General features: G+C 75.6%; 13 protein-coding genes and 1 riboswitch. Of the genes, 3 read left to right on the forward strand and 10 right to left on the reverse strand.

What is annotated here, in order from left to right:
* Nucleotides 1-81: 81 nt before the first annotated feature.
* On the reverse strand, nt 82-1317 hold the full coding sequence (locus AB0O91_RS40075; RefSeq protein WP_363444131.1) for an NAD(P)/FAD-dependent oxidoreductase: 1236 nt from the start codon (nt 1315-1317) through the stop codon (nt 82-84).
* A 241-nt stretch (nt 1318-1558) separates the two neighbouring features.
* Here AB0O91_RS40075 and metK point away from each other — a divergent pair, with 241 nt between their 5' ends.
* Both metK and AB0O91_RS40085 read left to right on the forward strand, forming a co-directional pair.
* The gene (gene metK / locus AB0O91_RS40080; protein ID WP_363444134.1) at nt 1559-2752 is read left to right on the forward strand and encodes a methionine adenosyltransferase; all 1194 of its coding nucleotides are present in this window, start codon (nt 1559-1561) and stop codon (nt 2750-2752) included.
* A gap of 47 nt (nt 2753-2799) precedes the next feature.
* Nucleotides 2800-3747: a carbohydrate kinase family protein gene (locus AB0O91_RS40085; protein ID WP_363444137.1), complete on the forward strand. Its 948-nt coding sequence runs from the start codon at nt 2800-2802 to the stop codon at nt 3745-3747.
* A 61-nt stretch (nt 3748-3808) separates the two neighbouring features.
* On the opposite strand, the gene AB0O91_RS40090 is transcribed toward AB0O91_RS40085, so the two are convergent.
* Together AB0O91_RS40090 and AB0O91_RS40095 are read right to left on the reverse strand one after the other, a co-directional pair.
* Nucleotides 3809-5191: a ricin-type beta-trefoil lectin domain protein gene (locus AB0O91_RS40090; RefSeq protein WP_363444140.1), complete on the reverse strand. Its 1383-nt coding sequence runs from the start codon at nt 5189-5191 to the stop codon at nt 3809-3811.
* 167 nt (nt 5192-5358) lie between these two features.
* Nucleotides 5359-6327 carry a LysR family transcriptional regulator gene (locus tag AB0O91_RS40095; protein WP_363444143.1) on the reverse strand — a complete coding sequence of 323 codons (969 nt, stop codon included), beginning with the start codon at nt 6325-6327 and terminating at the stop codon, nt 5359-5361.
* Nucleotides 6328-6440: 113 nt separating this feature from the next.
* On the opposite strand from AB0O91_RS40095, the gene AB0O91_RS40100 reads away from it, so the two are divergent.
* Nucleotides 6441-7157 (forward strand): class II aldolase/adducin family protein, encoded by a 717-nt coding sequence (locus AB0O91_RS40100; RefSeq protein WP_363444146.1) that lies wholly within the window; start codon nt 6441-6443, stop codon nt 7155-7157.
* A 37-nt stretch (nt 7158-7194) separates the two neighbouring features.
* On the opposite strand, the gene AB0O91_RS40105 is transcribed toward AB0O91_RS40100, so the two are convergent.
* The 7 genes from AB0O91_RS40105 to AB0O91_RS40135 all read right to left on the reverse strand — a co-directional run.
* Nucleotides 7195-7914, reverse strand: coding sequence for a (2Fe-2S) ferredoxin domain-containing protein (locus AB0O91_RS40105; RefSeq protein WP_363444149.1), 720 nt, complete (start codon nt 7912-7914; stop codon nt 7195-7197).
* A complete protein-coding gene (locus tag AB0O91_RS40110) occupies nt 7911-8729 on the reverse strand; it encodes an ABC transporter ATP-binding protein (protein WP_363444152.1) in 819 nt (272 codons plus the stop codon). The genes AB0O91_RS40105 and AB0O91_RS40110 overlap by 4 nt, the downstream gene beginning before the upstream one ends.
* Nucleotides 8726-9805 (reverse strand): iron chelate uptake ABC transporter family permease subunit, encoded by a 1080-nt coding sequence (locus AB0O91_RS40115; protein WP_363444154.1) that lies wholly within the window; start codon nt 9803-9805, stop codon nt 8726-8728. The genes AB0O91_RS40110 and AB0O91_RS40115 overlap by 4 nt, the downstream gene beginning before the upstream one ends.
* Nucleotides 9802-10857: an ABC transporter substrate-binding protein gene (locus AB0O91_RS40120; RefSeq protein WP_363444157.1), complete on the reverse strand. Its 1056-nt coding sequence runs from the start codon at nt 10855-10857 to the stop codon at nt 9802-9804. The genes AB0O91_RS40115 and AB0O91_RS40120 overlap by 4 nt, the downstream gene beginning before the upstream one ends.
* Before the next feature lie 19 nt (nt 10858-10876).
* Nucleotides 10877-11082: riboswitch (cobalamin riboswitch) on the reverse strand.
* Between the two features lie 75 nt (nt 11083-11157).
* Entirely contained in the window at nt 11158-12117 is a 960-nt protein-coding gene (locus AB0O91_RS40125; protein ID WP_363444160.1) for a GNAT family N-acetyltransferase, read from the reverse strand.
* Nucleotides 12114-13484, reverse strand: coding sequence for an MFS transporter (locus AB0O91_RS40130; protein WP_363444163.1), 1371 nt, complete (start codon nt 13482-13484; stop codon nt 12114-12116). The genes AB0O91_RS40125 and AB0O91_RS40130 overlap by 4 nt, the downstream gene beginning before the upstream one ends.
* A gap of 158 nt (nt 13485-13642) precedes the next feature.
* Nucleotides 13643-16676: amino acid adenylation domain-containing protein (locus AB0O91_RS40135; protein ID WP_363444166.1), on the reverse strand; the 3034-nt coding region annotated here is incomplete at its 5' end.

Here is a 16676-nt window from a genome sequence, read left to right on the forward strand (position 1 = left end):
CGGCGCCCCGCGCCGCCGCCCTGGGGGGGGGGCCGGCCCTGAGGGGCCGGCCCCGCCGCCGTGCCGGGCGTCCGCCGGAGCTCAGCCGGCCGCCTCCGCCGAGGTGGCCGTACGGATCGACCACTGGGCGATCCGCAGCGACATCTCCACCCCCTCGGTGGCGTACTCCACCATCGCCTTCTGGTACTCCGCCATCGCCTCGCCCAGCTCCCGCTCGCCGCGGTCGACGGCGGTCAGCAGCCCGGTGAGCGCCTCGGCGTCCCGGATCGCGGTGTTGGCCCCCACCCCGCCGGACGGCGGCATGGTGTGCGCCGCGTCGCCCAGCGGCACCACCGGCCCGGGCTCCCAGGCCTGCACCGGCCGGGTGGCCCGCAGGGCGACCGCGAAGGTGGTCCCGGGCAGCGCGTGGCCGAAGATGCCGCGCAGGTCGGGGTGCCAGTGCGCGGTCCGTTCGACCACCAGCGCGCACAACTCCTCACCGCTGAGCGCGAAGAAGGCGTCGTCGTCGATGCCCAGGTCCTCCCGGTGCACGTTGAAGACCGACATGTAGTAGTCCTCGCTGTCGGTCAGGCCCGCGTCCGGCCACAGCCGCGCGGCGGCCCGCGAGGGCTGCTCCCGGAAGGTCATCGGCATCAGCCCCAGGTGGTGGCCGTCGGTGCCGATCACGTAGCTGAACCGGTCCTGGAGCGCGGCGGGCAGGCCCGCGGCGACCGCGGCGGCCCGCGGGATGCGGGAGAAGACGGTGCGGATCCCGAGGTCGGTCGGGCGGTCCCAGGGCCGCAGCTGCTCGCGGACCCGGGAGTTGCTGCCGTCGGCGGCGATCAGCACGTCGCCCTCGGCCGAGCTGCCGTCCTCGAAGTGCGCGACCACCCGGCCGTCGGCGGTCCGCTCCAGGCGCTCGAAGGTCCGGCCGAACCGCACCACGTCCGCCAGCCCGGCCAGCAGGATGCGGCGCAGCGTCACCCGGTCCACCGCGTCGATCTTGTCGGGTGCGTCCGCCCGCGGGTCCTCGAAGCTCGGGGCCCACTGCTCCACCAGGTGTTCGTCGTAGGCGACCAGGCCGCTGTCGTCGCGGGTGTTCGCGGTGGCCGAGAGCAGCTCCCGCAGGCCGGGCGGCAGGCAGGCCAGCAGGCCCCGCTCGCCCTCCGGGCTGATCCGCAGCCGGTAGCCCTGCCGCCGGCCCTCGGCGGATCCGTCGCGCTCGTACACCTGGACGTCGACACCGGCCTGCCGCAGCCCCTGGGCCAGGCAGAGGCCGCCGATACCGCCGCCAATGACCAGGACCCGCAGGGGTGATCGGCTCGTCGGCACAGTCATCGGCCCCTCTCCTCTCGTCCGTTCCGGTCCGCGCGCTGCTGCGCGCGGTGACTCAGGCACGGTGCGGTGCGCCGCTCGGGCACCGCTGGAGCCGCCCCGGTCCGGGCCGCGCTTCCAGCCGGGCTCGAGCCGCCTTGCAGGGGCGGCTCCCACCGTGTGCGCAACCGGGCCGGGGCCCGGGCGGCCCCGGCCGCCGCACCGCCCCGGCCGGTCCACCGACAGCCGACCACCCGGAGGAACCGTGTCCCGCCGCCTCTTCACCTCGGAGTCCGTGACCGAGGGTCACCCGGACAAGATCGCCGACCGGATCAGCGACACCATCCTGGACGCCCTGCTGCGCGCGGACCCGGCCGCCCGGGTGGCCGTGGAGACCCTGATCACCACCGGTCAGGTGCACATCGCCGGCGAGGTCGCCACCAGCGCCTACGCCGACATCGCCGGACTGGTCCGCGAGGCCGTGCTCGACATCGGCTACGACTCCTCGGCCAAGGGCTTCGACGGCGCCTCCTGCGGAGTCTCGGTCTCGATCGGCGCGCAGTCACCCGACATCGCCCAGGGCGTCGACACCGCGCTCGAGCACCGGGTCGAGGGCGAGGACGACGAGCTGGGCCGCCAGGGCGCGGGCGACCAGGGCCTGATGTTCGGCTACGCCTGCGACGAGACGCCCGAGCTGATGCCGCTGCCGATCCGGCTGGCGCACCGGCTGGCCGAGCGGCTCACCGAGGTCCGCAAGAACGGGACCATCCCGTACCTGCGCCCGGACGGCAAGACCCAGGTCACCATCGAGTACGACGGCGACAAGGCCGTCCGGCTGGACACCGTGGTCGTCTCCACCCAGCACGCCGCCGACATCGACCTGGCGTCGCTGCTGGAGCCCGACATCCGCGCGTTCGTGGTGGAGCCGGTGCTCGCCGGACTGGAGCTGGACACCGCCGGCTACCGGCTGCTGGTCAACCCGACCGGCCGCTTCGAGATCGGCGGCCCGATGGGCGACGCCGGGCTGACCGGCCGCAAGATCATCGTGGACACCTACGGCGGCATGGCCCGCCACGGCGGCGGCGCCTTCTCCGGCAAGGACCCGTCCAAGGTGGACCGTTCGGCCGCGTACGCGATGCGCTGGGTGGCGAAGAACATCGTCGCCGCCGGGCTGGCCCGCCGGGCCGAGGTGCAGGTCGCGTACGCGATCGGCAAGGCCGAGCCGGTCGGCCTGTTCGTGGAGACCTTCGGCACCGAGACCGTGCCGGTGCTCACCATCCAGGAGGCCGTCTCCGAGGTCTTCGACCTGCGCCCGGCCGCGATCATCCGCGACCTGGACCTGCTGCGCCCGATCTACTCGCAGACCGCCGCGTACGGCCACTTCGGCCGCGAGCTGCCGGACTTCACCTGGGAGCGCACCGACCGGGCGGACAAGCTCCGCGCCGTCGCCCTGGGCTGACCAGGGCCCACCGTCCCCACCCCACCGCCGTTCCCGGGAGGAACCCCTTGCGCATCGCCGTCACCGGTTCGATCGCCACCGACCACCTCATGGTCTATCCAGGACGTTTCGTCGACCAGCTGATCGAGGGCCGGCTGGACAAGGTCTCGCTCTCCTTCCTCGCCGACGACCTGGAGGTCCGCCGGGGCGGGGTGGCGGCCAACATCGCCTTCGGACTGGGGAGTCTGGGCCTGCGCCCGATCCTGGTCGGTGCGGCCGGCCGCGACTTCGCCGAGTACCGCGCCTGGTTGGAGGCCGCCGGCGTGGACACCGCGTCCGTGCTGATCAGCGAGGAGCGGCACACTGCCCGCTTCGTCTGCACCACCGACGCCGATCAGAACCAGATCGCCACCTTCTACGCCGGGGCGATGTCGGAGGCCCGCGGGCTGGCGCTGGCGCCGGTCGTCGAACGGGTGGGCGGCCTGGACCTGGTGGTGGTCTCGCCCAACGACCCGGCGGCGATGGTCCGGCACACCGACGAGTGCCGGGACTCGGGGATCCCGTTCGCGGCCGACCCCTCGCAGCAACTCGCCCGTCTGGACCGGGCGGAGGCGCGCCGCCTGGTGTCGGGCGCGCGCTACCTGTTCACCAACGAGTACGAGGCGGCCCTGCTCCAGCAGCTCTCCGGCTGGACCGAGCGGCAGGTGCTGGAGCAGGTGGGCAGTTGGATCACCACCCGGGGCGCGGACGGTGTGGTGATCGCCGGGGCGGACGGCACCCGGGTGACCGTCCCCGCGGTGCCGACCGACCGGGTGGCCGACCCGACCGGCGTCGGCGACGCCTTCCGGGCCGGCTTCCTGGCCGGGCTCAGCCACGGCTGGACGCTGCCGCGCTCGGCCCGGCTGGGCTGCGCGCTGGCCACCGAGGCGCTGCGGACCGTCGGCACCCAGGAGTACCGGATCGCCGCGGACGAGCTGATCGCACGGTCCGGCGGCACGCCGGTCGCCACGGGCTGAACTCCGGAACCCGCACGGAGCGGGCGCGGCGACGCGCCCGCTCCGGTGGTGTGACGGAGGGTCAGGCAGGCAGCTTCCACTGCTGGTTGGCTCCGCCGGTGCAGTCCCAGATCTGCACCTGGGTGCCGGCGGCGGTGGACCACCCGGGGTCGTCCAGGCACCGGCCGGACTGCGGGTTGAACAGCGAACCGTCGGAGCGCGGGATCCAGACCTGGGAGCCGGTGTTGTTGCAGGTGTAGAGGTCCACCGCGGTGCCGTTCGCGGTGCCGGCCGCGTACACGTCCAGGCACTTGCCCAGCACGTGCAGCGTGCTGCCGGCCTGGACGACCGTCCACTGCTGGGCGGGCGAGCCGTTGCAGGTGTAGATCTGCACCGGGTTGTAGTCGGCGGTGGAGGCGGAACGGTCGTCCAGGCAGAGGCCGCCGTACCCGGTGATCGCCGAACCGCCGCCGCTGCCACCGCCGTTGGTGGTGTACGCCGCGACGGAGGCGACGCTCATCGTCGCCCCGGAGGTGGTGGCGGCCGTCGGGGTGGTGCACCCGCAGACGCCGTTGGGGAAGCCGCCGCCGACGGCCAGGTCGAAGATGACGGACAGCGGGTGGTCGAAGGCCTGCTGCCAGACGGCGGTGCCGACCTGGTTCTCGGTGACGGTGAAGTACGCGGCGCCGTCGAGGTACCAGGTGATCGACTCGGCGGCGGTGTCGGTGCGGTCCAGGATCATCGCGTAGTCGTGGTAGCCGCTCTGACAGCCCGGGCAGGCGCGCAGGCCGCTGCCGATCCCGGTGCCCTCGTTGCAGACGCCGCCGGGGGAGGTGCCGCAGTGGATGGTGCCCGCGGTCTGCGAGCGGGCGTTGACGTCCTCCATGATGTCGATCTCGCCGTTCTCGGGCCACTGCCCCTGGCCCAGCATCCAGAACGCGGGCCAGTAGCCCAGCCCGCCGGCGGGGTCGGGCTGCATGATCGAGGCGGTGACCTCCAGCTTGCCGCCGGCCGGCGCGCCGGCGACCGCGCCCGGCGTCCGGATCCGGCCCGAGGTCCAGGAGCCGCCGCTGCCGAGGGCGGTGATGGCCAGGTGGCCGTTGCCGTCGAGGTGGACGTTGGCGGTCGAGTCGGTCATGGTCTCGATCTCGCCCGTCCCGAAGTTCGAGCCCGGGCCGGTGTCGTACGTCCAGTTCGCCCCGGACGGCCGGGCGCCGGCGGGGCCCGAGAAGTCGTCGCTGAACACGGTCGTCCAGCCCGGCGGCGGCCCGGCGGCGGTCACCGGGGCGGGCGCCGTCGCCGCGGTGACGGCGGCGCCGGCGGCGGGGGCGGGGCCGGTCAGCGCGACGAGCAGGCCCAGGGCGGCCAGGGCCGCGAGCCGGCGGCCGGGGTGGGGGAGTCGAGCGAGTCGGGCGAGGAGGCGGGTGCGTCGGCCGGTGCGGCGGCGCGCGGGGTCACGGGTCATCTGGGGCTCCCAACGGAAGGGCGCGGACCCGGCCCGTGACGTGGGGTGGGGCCGGTCCGCGGCGCGGAGCGGGGGCTCCGACCCGGCGGAGAACGCCGGACGGGCCCTGGAGTCGTCCCATCGTGTGCTGAGCTGAGGCGCATTCAACTCCTGTACCTGACAAGGCGTCAAGAGGATGGAAGCGTGCTCCGCGACGTCAACTCGTGAAGTCCGCCGCCCGGGCGTCCGGTGGTCCGGCCGGCGGCCTCGCGGAGGCGGTCGAGGAGCCAGCGGTGGGCCGGGTCGCCGTCCCGGCGGGGGTGCCAGAGCAGGCTGACGCGCAACGGCTTCAGCTCGAACGGCGGCGCGAAGGTGGCCAGTCGCAGGGGGCCCGCCAGGTTCCGGGCCAGGGCGGCGGGTGCGATCCCGACCAGGTCGCCGGCCGCGACCAGGCGCAGCGCCGTCGTGAAGTCGGGCACGGAGGCCGCCACCGTGCGCCGCACCCCCTCGGCCTCCAGCCGCCGGTCGACCGCGGTGCGCAGCCGGCCGTGGCGGGAGACCACGACGTGCTCCCAGGCCGCGAACCGGGCGGGCGTGACCCCGTCGGCGCCCAGCGGGTGACCGGCGCGGACGACGCCGACCAGCGGTTCGCGGACCAGGCCCTCGACGCGGAGGTCGGCCTCCTTGGGGGTGTTGACGCCGATCGCGACATCGGCCGCGCTCTCCCGCACCGCCGCCCCCTCGTCGGCCGCCCGCCCCTCGCTCAGGAAGCGCAACTGGACGCCGGGGGCCTCGGCGCGCACCCGGGCCAGCAGGTCCGCGCCGAAGCCCGCGACCAGGTCCTCGGGCGCCAGCACGGTGTAGGCGCGGCGCAGTGCGGCGGGCACGTCCCCCTCGGCGGGCCCCAGCAGGTGCTGCGCGTCCTCGACCAGCGCGCGCACCCGCGGCCGCAGCGCGAGCGCCTGCGCGGTCGGCTCCAGGCCCCGGCCGGAGCGCACCAGCAGGGGGTCGGCGAAGGCGGTGCGCAGCCGCCCCAGGGCCCGGCTGACCGCGGGTACGGAGAGGTCCAGCCGACGGGCCGCGGCGGTGACGCCGCCCTCCTCCAGCACGGCGTCGAGGACGACGAGGAGGTTGAGGTCGAGGGAGGTCACTTTCACTTTCTGAAATTAGCACTTGCGTTCTTTTCACTGGTCGCAATCCCCGGGCGTTCCTAGGGTCGGAACCGGCGCCGCAGCCCGCGGCCCGCGTACGACGGCGAGGAGCACGGCCCATGACGGACGGAACGATCGACGACGACCCGGCGGCGCTGGTCACGGCGGGCAGCCGGGTCCTGGCCGCGGCCGGACAGGACGACATGGTGTGGGGGCACCTGGCGGTCCGTGACCCGGGCGGCCGCGGGGTCTGGATGAAGTCGGCGGGGTGGGGCCTGGAGGAGATCACGCCCGACCGGGTGCTGCTCGTCTCCTGGACCGGTGAGCTGCTGGCGGGCAGCGGACGGGTGCACCTCGAACACCACATCCACACCGGGATCATGCGGGCGCGGCCCGACGTGCAGGTCAGCCTGCACACCCACGCGTCGACGGTGAACGCCTTCAGCGCGCTCGGCGAACCGCTGCGCGCGCTCAGCCACGACGCCGCCGTGTTCGCCGAGCACGGCCTGCCCCGCTTCACCGCCACCGACAACCTCGTCCGCACCCCCGAACTGGGCCGCGCGCTGGCGGCCGACCTCGGTGCCGCCCGCGCCTGCCTGATGCCCGGACACGGCCTGGCGGCGGTCGGCCGCGACCTCGCCCACGCGGTCATGTACGGCATCCTGCTCGAACGCGCCTGCCGGACCCAGCTCACCGCCCGGGCCGCGGGCGAGCTGCGGCACTGGACCGGCCACCAGGAGTGCCTGGAGAAGGACGCGGTGGCCTGGCCGGACAGCCAGATCGACGCGGGCTGGCAGTACTGGCGGCGCCGGGCCGGACTCCTCCGGGCCCGCTGAGCCCGGCCGGGCGCCGCGCCCGGCCCGGCGGCCGCGGTCAGTCGCCGGGGCGCTCCTTCCGGTGGCGGGGCAGCCGGTGGGAGCCGACCGGCCGCCCGGCGGCGAGGTGCTCGGCGACGATGCGGCCGGCGGCGGCCGCGTCGACCCTCCCGTACCAGACGTCGTCCGGCTGCACGCTGACGACGGGGGCCTGGTTGCAGGGGAACTGGCACCCCGTCTGGGTGACGAGCACGTCGTCGTCGCCGAGGCCGTGCGCGGCCAGCTCCCGGACCAGGGCGCGGGCGCCCTCCTCGGCGCCCAGGGCCGTGCAGCGCGGACCGCGGCACAGCAGGACCTGGTGCCGGTGGCCGGTGACCTCCTCCCAGGCCGCGGACGTCAGGCCGGGCTCCGAGCCGGTGACGGCCTTCGTCACCGCGGCCACCGCGGCGACCGTCTCCGGCGAGTCGGCGAGGCGGGTCGCGACGAGGAGTTCGGGCCGGCGGCCGGCCCGCTCGCGCCACCAGTGCGCCGCGATCCGCCGGAGCCAGGACTGGGCCGGGCCGGAGGCCGCGAGGCGGACGCCGACCAGCACCACGGTCTCCGCGCCCGCGTCGGCCAGCCTGGTCAGCTCGGCCGACAGGGAGGGGTCCGCCTGTTGCAGGAAGGCGATCGAGGCCCGGTGGGCCGCCGCGGTCCGGAGGAGTTCGTCCCGGCGGACGGCCTCCCCGATCGACATGCCGACCAGGAGCACGGCACGCCGCTGGGTCGGGGAGGTCATGGCGAAGTCCTTTCGGGGAGCAGTCCGTTCCACCGGACGTGCGGCCGGTCGTGCCGGGGGTGCCGTTCCACGGTGGCGTCGACGCCGTAGACCCGCGCGATCATGGGCGCGGTGAGCACCTCGGCGGCGGGCCCGTGGGCGACCAGCCGGCCGTCGAGCAGGACGGCGACCTCGTGGCAGTAGGCGGCGGCGAGTTCGAGGTCGTGCAGCGCGGCGACCGTGGTGATGCCCAGCCCGCGGACCGTCTCCAGGAAGCCCAGCTGGTGGCGCAGGTCGAGGTGGTTGGTGGGTTCGTCGAGCAGGAGCACCCCGGGCTCCTGCACCAGCGCCCGCGCGAGCTGGACCCGCTGCCGCTCGCCGCCCGACAGCGTCGGCCAGGAGCGGTCGAGCAGGTGGCCGACGTCGGCCGCGGCGACGGCCGCCGCGACCACGGACCGCTCGTGGGCGTCGGCGGCCGAGTTCGGCGGCACCGGCCAGCGCCCGCGGTGCGGAGTGCGCCCGAGCTCGACGACCTGCCGGACCGACAGCGCCAGCCGGGTGTCCGCCTGCTGTTCCATGAAGGCCACCTGCTGCGCCCGGCGGCGGCCGGAGAGCGCGTGGAGGTCCGCTCCGTCGAGGAGGGCGCGCCCCGCGCTCGGCCGGGTCAGTCCGGCGACGGCGCGCAGCAGGGTGGTCTTCCCGGCGCCGTTGGGCCCGAGCAGGCCGGTGACCCGGCCGGGGGCGAACGCGAGCGTGACGCCGTCCAGCAGCGTGGCCGCGCCGACCCGCACCCCGAGGCCCTCCGCGCGCAGCTCGACGGGGGGCGGCGCGGTCACCGCGGCCCCCCGTCGGCCCGGGCCTGGCGCCAGAGCAGCCAGCCGAAGAAGGGCGCCCCGAGTCCGGCCGTGATGACGCCGACCGGGATCTCCCGGTCGGGGAGGACCGAGCGCGCCAGGACGTCGCTGCCCACCAGGAGGGACGCGCCGACCAGGGCCGACACGGGCAGCAGCAGGGCGTGCCGCGGGCCGCAGAGGAGCCGGACCACGTGCGGGACGACCAGGCCGACGAACCCGATGACACCGGTGTGGGCGACCAGGCACGCGGTCACCAGGGCGGCGGTGGCGACCAGGGCCCAGCGGGTGCGCTCGACGTGGACGCCGAGGGAGCGGGCGGCGGTCTCGCCGAAGGCGAAGGCGTCCAGGTCGCGGGCGGAGGAGGCCAGCACCGCGACGCCGACCACCGCGACCGCGGTCAGGAAGACGGCGGTGGGCCACCGCACGCCGGCGACCGAGCCCAGCGTCCACTCCATGACCCCGCGCGCCGCGTTGCGGTCCCCGAGGACCATGACGACGAACGAGGTGTACGCCCCGCACATCTGCCCCACCGCGATGCCGGCGAGCACCGTTCGGGCGGTCGGCAGCGACCGGGTGCGCGCGCCGGCCAGGGCCAGTACGACGACGGCGGCGAGCAGGGCGCCGGCGAAGGCCGCCGTCGCCACCGCGCCGGTGCCCACGGCGCCGGCCACGCCGACGCCGAGGACGATCACCGTCACCGCGCCGGCGGCGGCCCCCTCCGAGATCCCGAGCAGGAACGGATCGGCCAGGTCGTTCCCGGTCAGCGTCTGCAGCACCGCACCGCAGACCGCGAGGCCGGCGCCGGTGGCGGCCGCCCCGAGGACCCGGGGGAGCCGCAGCTGCCAGACGATCTGGTCGTCCAGCAGGGTCACGTGCGGGTCGGTCAGCCCGAGCCGGCGCAGCACCACGTCGATCACCGTCGGGAGCGGCTCGGGCTGCGAGCCCACGGCCAGGCCGAGCAGCACGGTGGCCAGCAGCAGGGCCGCCCCGACGGTCAGGGCCGCCGTCGCGCGACCCGGACCGGCCGGCCGCACGGCGGGGCGGGGCGCGGAGGTCATGACGCCGGGTGCAGTCGGCCCAACCCGGCGGACACCTTGGCGGCACCGTCGGCGAGCCGCACACCGGGTGTCGACTCCGAGAACGGCACCACCACGAAGGCCTTGCGCTGCACGGCGCCGAGCTTGCTCAGCACAGGGTCGTTCTCCAGGTAGTCGATCTTGGACTGGGCGGTGTCCCAGCCGGCGTCCGCGACCACGATGGCGTCCGGGTCCGCCGCGACGACCTTCTCCCAGCTCACGGTCTGCCAGCCGCCGGGCAGGTCCGCGAAGACGTTGCGGGCACCCACCGCGTCGAGCACCAGCTGGGGTCCGCCGTGCCCGGCGCCGACGAACGGCGTCTTGGTGTCCGAGTCGAACCACAGGACCTTGAGGTCCTTGCCCGCGGCCGTCGCCTTGAACTGCGCCAGCTGCTCCTCCTGCCGGTGCTGGACCTCGGCCGCCCGCTCCGGGACGCCGAAGACCTTGGCGACGTCGTTCAGTTCGCCCCACGCCGCCTGCCACGTCGTCGGCGGCACCTGGCTCTTGTCCGAGCAGCCGAACGGGGACACGTACGACGCGATGCCCTGGCCGCGCAGCTCCTCCCGGGTGCCCGCGACCTTGTCGGTGTAGGCGCTGGCGTAGGAGGCGTACAGGAAGTCGGGACGGGCCGCGAGGAGCTTCTCCTTGGTCGGGTACTTCTCGGAGAGCACCGGGACGGAGTCGTAGGCGGCCTTCCACTGGTCCGGCACGGCGTCGTCGAGGTAGGCGGTGCCGGCCATCCGGGACTGCAGGCCGAGGGCCAGGGCCACCTCGGTGGCGCCCTGGTTGAGCGTCACCAGCCGGGCGGGCGGTGCGCTCACCGTCACGGTGGTCCCGCAGTTGTCCACGCTGACCGGTGCGGCGCTCCCGGTCGCCCCGGCGGAGGCGCTCGGCGCGGGGGCGCCCGCGCAGGCGCCGAGCACGCCGACGGACAGCAGGACGGCGACCGCCCGGCCGACCCGCAGCGGGCCGGAGGGACGGGTGGAACCGGTGGGACGTATCGATCGGGCCGGGTACGGCAGACCGCTGGGCACGTGTTCTCCAAAACCCTCGTGGAACATGTCGCGCCGTGGCCGGTCTCCTGGCTTCCGCATCGACGCGCCGCAGCCGACCTTCCCGGGCGGTTCCTGTGGACCGCCCAGTGGCCCCGACCGCTGGGGGAGCCGGTCGGCGAGGGCCGCGACACTCCGCGGCAACAGTGGCGAGGGCCGCACCGGACTTCGACCGGTTTCCCGTACACCACGGCCTTGGCAAGGTATCAGGCGTGGTCAGCGCGGTTCCGCCCGGTGCGGCGCCGGGGGCCGGGGCGCCGCACCGGGCGGTCCGGTCCGGGGTCAGCGTGCGGAGAGGACCAGGCGGCGGCTGGTGTTCCGGTAGCCGGTGCGGGCGAAGGCGGCGGCCATCGGGGTGTTGGTGAGGTCGGTGTCGGCCAGGATCCGGGTGGCGGCGGCCTCGGTGGCGAGGATGCGGGTGATCCCGGCCAGGATGTCGTCGGCGTAGTGGTGGCCGCGGTGCTCCGGGAGGACGCCGAGGTAGCCGACGACGGGGGCGGCGTGGTTGCGGGAGGGGATGCCGAAGCCGACCGGCTCGCCGCCGGGGGTGCGGGCGACCCGCCACCAGGAGCGGTCGCCGGGCATGGTGTCGCGGTAGAAGGCGACGTCGGCCCGGGCCTGGGCCTCGGCGCCGAGGCGTTCGGCCTCCTTGCGGGTGTCGGTGTCCAGGGTGTCGACCAGGACCCGGCGGAACAGCTCGACGAAGACCTCGTCGTCGGGCTCCGGCTGGAGGAGCAGACGGCCGGACGGCTCCGGGACGCCGGCCGGGGGCGTCCACTCGAAGCGCAGGCGTTCCAGGCTCACCGGGAGGCCGGCCCGGCCGGCCGCGTCCCGGCGCCAGGCCACGGCCGCGGCCGTGTCGGGGCGGTCGCGCCAGTCGCCGGGCAGCATCAGGTGGTAGTCCGGGGCGGTGTCCGCGCCGGCCGTGGCGTAGGCGGTGTGGGCGGTGGTGAGCAGCCGTGCGGCCAGGTCGGTGCGGTCGGCCGCGGACCGGACCGACGGGTGGACGAACACGCCGTCGAGGGCGGAGGGCAGGCCGTCGTCCGGGTCGCCCCACCAGACGGCGAGCGCGAGCGGGGGGCCGTCGGGGGTGTGCCGGGCGGTCCAGGTCCACTCGGGGCGGTACTCGCCGGTGGCGAGCCGGGACCGGTAGGTGTCGGCGGTCAGGGCCACGCCGGGGTCGGGGGTGATCAGCGGGAGGATGCGGTCGAGGTCGGCGGCCTCGGTGGGACGGACGGTCATGTCGGCTCCGGATCGGTGGAGTTGGCGGGTGTGGCGTGAACGGGGATCCTGGTGGGGGGTGTTCCATCGCACACGACCGGGTCGGGGGATGGCAAGGGCTCGACGGTGTGACGCCGTCCGACCAGGCCGACGACGGCGAGGAACAGGCCGGTGAGGCAGAGCAGCAGGGCGCTGCCGCGGTCCCGGGCGGTGCCCAGGAGTCGGCCGAGGGTGGGGCCGAGCGGGCCGTCCGGGGCGACCAGCGGTTCGCAGACCCGGGAGGCGAGCGGCCCGGCCAGCAGGTAGCCGAGGAGGGTGCCGCCCTGGGTGAACATCCGGCGCAGGGCGAAGACCCGCCCCTGGGCCTCGGCCGCGACGGCGGACTGCCAGAGCACCTGGGAGCAGCTGGTCACCACCGGGAGGCCGAGGAAGAAGGTGAACGCGGCCGCGGCCAGGGCGCCCGGCTGCGGGTGCAGGCCGGCGGCCAGGACGGCACCGCCGCTGAGGACGGTGGCCGCGGTGACCCAGGTCAGTGGTCGGCGCGGGCCGGACCAGACCGACATCACGACGCTGCCCAGGGCCAGGCCGAGGCCGCCGGAGGTGCTGACCATGGCGACGGCGGCGTTCTGTTCGGCGGCCGGGGTGGCGGCCAGGACGAGGGGCAGCAGCAGGGCGGTGGCGGCGGCCTCGGCGCCGTTCAGCACGGTGACCACGCGGAGCAGGTGCCGCAGGCCCGGTTGGCCGGTGAGGATGCGTCGGCCGTGCGCCAACTCGGCTCTCCAGCCGACGCGTTGTCGGGTGGGATGGGCCGGCCCGGGCGGCCGGCCGGCCGGTTCGGGGAAGCGGGCGAGCAGCAGGGTGAGCAGGCCCAGCGCGAAGGAGACGACGTCGATCACCAGGACGGCGCGCAGCCCGCCCGCGCCGAGCAGCACGGCGGCGAGCATCGGGCCGAGCAACTGGGCGGCGGCCAGGGCGGTCTGGGTCATCGCGCCGGCCCGGCCGCGCTGCTCGGGCCGGACCATCCCGGTCACCGCGGCGGCGAGCGCGGGCCACTGGAAGGCGGCGCAGCAGGACTCCACGACGGTGGTCGCGTACACCTGCCAGACGGCCAGGTGGCCGGTCGTCTCGGCGGCGGTCAGGGCGACGGCGGTGAGCATGGCGGCGGTGTCCGCGCAGAGCAGGACGGTGCGGCGGCGGTAGCGGTCGACGAGGACGCCGGCGGCGGGGGCGGCCAGCATGCCGGGGGCGAAGCCGAGCAGCAGGCCGGTGGCGAACTGGGTGACGGAGCCGGTCTGTTGGTAGATCCACAGGCCGAGGGCGAAGCCGGAGACGCTGGAGCCGAGGGCGGTGAGCAGCCGTCCGGCCCAGACGAGCAGGAACGTGGTCACGGGGCCTCCGGGGGCGGTGGGCTTGGGGACAGGTGCATGACAGGGCTCCGGGTGGTGGTGGAGGAGGTGGCGGAGGGCGGCGGGCGGCGGGCGGCGGGTGTGCGGCCCGGGGGGTGGGGGGGGCGGGGGGGGGCCCCCCCCACCACCGGGCGGGCGGCTCAGCGCAGGCGGTCGGCCAGGATCGGCCCGATCACGTCCAGCGCCTCGGGCGTGGTGAGGCGGCTGTGCGGGATGTCGAGCGGGTGGTTCTCGATCGGGCCGTCCACGTGGGCGGTCCACAGGTCGGTCAGCGGTGCGCCGTCCGCGCCCCGGCCGGGCAGGGCCTCGAAGAACAGCACCGGGCCCCGGTAGCGGCCCGGGTCCTCGCCGGCGGCCAGCGCGAGGTTGTTGGCGGTCACCCGCACCAACCGGCCGAGCGCCGCCGGGTCCAGCCCGGCCAGCACGCTGCCGCGCTCCCGCAGCAGCTCCAGCACGGCGTCGGCGGCGGGGAGCCCGGCCCCGAGCGGCCCGCTGCCGTCCTCCGGCGCGGTCCCGTCCTCCGGCGCGGTGGCCGCCAGGGCGGTCAGCTCGTCGACGTCCAGGCCGTCCAGCGCGAGCGCGAGGATCTCCGCGTCGCTGGGGCGTCCGGCGTGCCGGAAGCGGCCGGTGGGGTGCGCGTCGAGCATCGCCAGCAGGGCCACCTCCTCGCCGGCCGCCTGGAGTTGGCGGGCCAGCTCGTGGGCCACCGTGCCGCCGAAGGACCAGCCGAGCAGGTGGTACGGGCCGCTGGGCTGCACCTCGCGGATCAGCCGCAGGTAGTCCGCGGCCATCTCGGGGACGCTGCCCGGCAGTTCACCGTCGCCGTCCAGCCCGCGGGCCTGGAGCGCGAGGACCGGCCGGTCGCGGTCCAGGTGGCGGACCAGACCGGAGTAGCACCAGCCCAGTCCGCCGCCGGGGTGCACCGCGAACAGCGGCGGGCGGCTGCCGCCGGTGCGCAGCGGCAGCAACCGGCCGAGCCCGTTGCCGGATTCGGCGCCGCCGTCGGCGTCGAGGCGCTCGGCCAGCCGGGCCACGGTGGGGGTCTCGAACAGGGCCCGCAGGCCGATCCGGACGCCCAGTTCGTCCTGGATCCGGGCGGTCAGCCGGGCGGCGAGCAGGGAGTGCCCGCCGAGGTCGAAGAAGTTGTCGTCGATGCCGACCCGCTCCACCCCGAGGGTGGCGGCGAAGAGTCCGCAGAGCACCGACTCGCGGGGGGTGCGCGGGGTCCGGCCGCTGGGGCCGCCGGTCGCGGCCGGCGCCGGCAGGGCGCGGCGGTCGAGCTTGCCGTTGGGGGTGAGCGGGAGGGTGTCCAGCAGCACGACGGCGGACGGCACGAGGTGGGCGGGCAGCTGGGCGGCGGCGGAGGCGCGCAGGTCGGCCGGGTCCGGCGCGGCGCCGTCGGACGGGACGAGGTAGGCGACGAGCCGCTGGTCGCCGGGCTGGTCCTCGCGGAGCAGGACGGCGGCCTGGAGGACGTCGGGGCGGTTGGTGAAGTGGGTCTCGATCTCGGCGGGTTCGATCCGGAAGCCGCGCAGCTTGATCTGGTCGTCGGTGCGGCCGAGGAACTCGAGCCGGCCCTCGCCGTGCTCGTCCTGGCGCCAGCGGCCGAGGTCGCCGGTGCGGTACATCCGGGCGCCGGGCGCGCCGAACGGGTCGGGCAGGAAGCGCTCGGCGGTCAGGGCCGGGCGGCCGAGGTAGCCGCGGGTCACCAGGTCGCCGGCGATGAAGAGTTCACCGCCGACGCCGATCGGCAGCGCGCGCAGCGCCTCGTCCAGGACGTACATCCGGGTGTTCCAGATCGGCCGTCCGATGGTGATCACCCCGGAGGGGGCGGTGTCGCCGGGTGCGATCCGGAACTCGGTGCAGCCGACGGTGGTCTCGGTCGGACCGTACTCGTTGATCACGGTGGCGCCCGGGTGGCGGCGGCGCCACTCGTCCAGGACCTCGCCCATCAGCGACTCGCCGCCGAGCACCAGTTGCTCGCTGGGGGAGAAGCGCTCGGGCAGCGCGGTCAGCAGGGCCAGGTGGCTCGGGGTGGCCTTGACGAACGTCGGGCGGTCGAACTCCCGTGCCGTGGGAGCCTGGTCGTCCAGCTCGATCAGCTGGACGGTGCCGCCGCTGGTGAGCGGGGCGAACAGGCCGGTCACGGTGAGGTCGAAGGACACCGGCGAGTGGACCAGCGCCCGGTCGGCCACGCTGCCGTAGGCCTCGCGGGCCCAGGCCAGGTAGGCGTCCAGCGAGTGGTGCTCGACCACGACGCCCTTGGGGCGCCCGGTGGAGCCGGAGGTGTAGATGACGTAGGCCGGGTTGCGCAGCGACAGCGGCGCGGAGCGGTCGTCGTCGGTGAGGTCGTGCGCGGGCAGGGCGGCCAGCGCGGCGGCGGTCTCCGGGGCGTCCAGCAGCACCCGCGGGTGCTCGGTGGCGGGCAGCTGCCCGGCCGCCCCGGTGGTGGTGAGCACGCACAGCGGCCGGGCGTCGCCGAGGGTGTAGGCGATCCGCTCGCCGGGGTGGGTGAGGTCGACCGGCAGGTACGCCGCACCGGACTTGAGCACCGCCAGGACGGCCACCAGGGTCTCCACCGAGCGCGGGACGGCGAGGGCGACCAGCCGCTCGGGGCCGGCGCCCTGCGCCACCAGGTGGCGGGCCAGGCGGTTGGCGGCGGCGTCGAGCCGGGCGTAGCTGAGGGTGTCGGTGCCGCAGGCGACGGCGGTGGCGTCGGGGGTGCGGGCGACCTGGGCGGCGAACAGCTGCGGCAGCGTCCGGCCGGGGAGTTCGCGGGTGGGGCCGTTCCAGTCGGTGAACACGGCCGCGCGCTCGCGCTCGTCGAACAGGTCGATGGCGTGGATGGGGGTGTCGGGGTGTTCGGCGGCGCTGCGCAGGATGCGCTGGAACTGCCGGGCGAGGCGCTCGACGGTGGCGGGTTCGAAGAGGTCGGTGGCGTACTCGATGGTGACGGTGAGGCCGTTCGGGGCGCCGTCGGCGGTGTGGTGCTCGGTCACGGTGAAGGAGAGGTCGAACTTCGCCGTCCGGCCGGACTCGTCCTGCGGGACGGCGGGTCCACTGCCCGCCGGCTGGGGGGTGTTGAGGGTGAGGATGGTTTGGAAGAGGGGGTGGCGGTGGGGGGTGCGGGTGGGGTTGAGGGCTTCGACGAGTTGGTCGAAGGGGAGGTCCTGG

It is taken from the genome of Kitasatospora sp. NPDC089797, from assembly GCF_040684795.1.
Lineage (GTDB): Bacteria > Actinomycetota > Actinomycetes > Streptomycetales > Streptomycetaceae > Kitasatospora.

Coding starts and splice junctions, on each gene's coding strand:
- AB0O91_RS40075 (WP_363444131.1), bottom strand. CDS start 1,317: ATGACTGTGCCGACGAGCCGATCACCCCTGCGGGTCCTGGTCATTGGC.
- AB0O91_RS40090 (WP_363444140.1), bottom strand. CDS start 5,191: ATGACCCGTGACCCCGCGCGCCGCCGCACCGGCCGACGCACCCGCCTC.
- AB0O91_RS40100 (WP_363444146.1), top strand. CDS start 6,441: ATGACGGACGGAACGATCGACGACGACCCGGCGGCGCTGGTCACGGCG.
- AB0O91_RS40105 (WP_363444149.1), bottom strand. CDS start 7,914: ATGACCTCCCCGACCCAGCGGCGTGCCGTGCTCCTGGTCGGCATGTCG.
- AB0O91_RS40115 (WP_363444154.1), bottom strand. CDS start 9,805: ATGACCTCCGCGCCCCGCCCCGCCGTGCGGCCGGCCGGTCCGGGTCGC.
- AB0O91_RS40125 (WP_363444160.1), bottom strand. CDS start 12,117: ATGACCGTCCGTCCCACCGAGGCCGCCGACCTCGACCGCATCCTCCCG.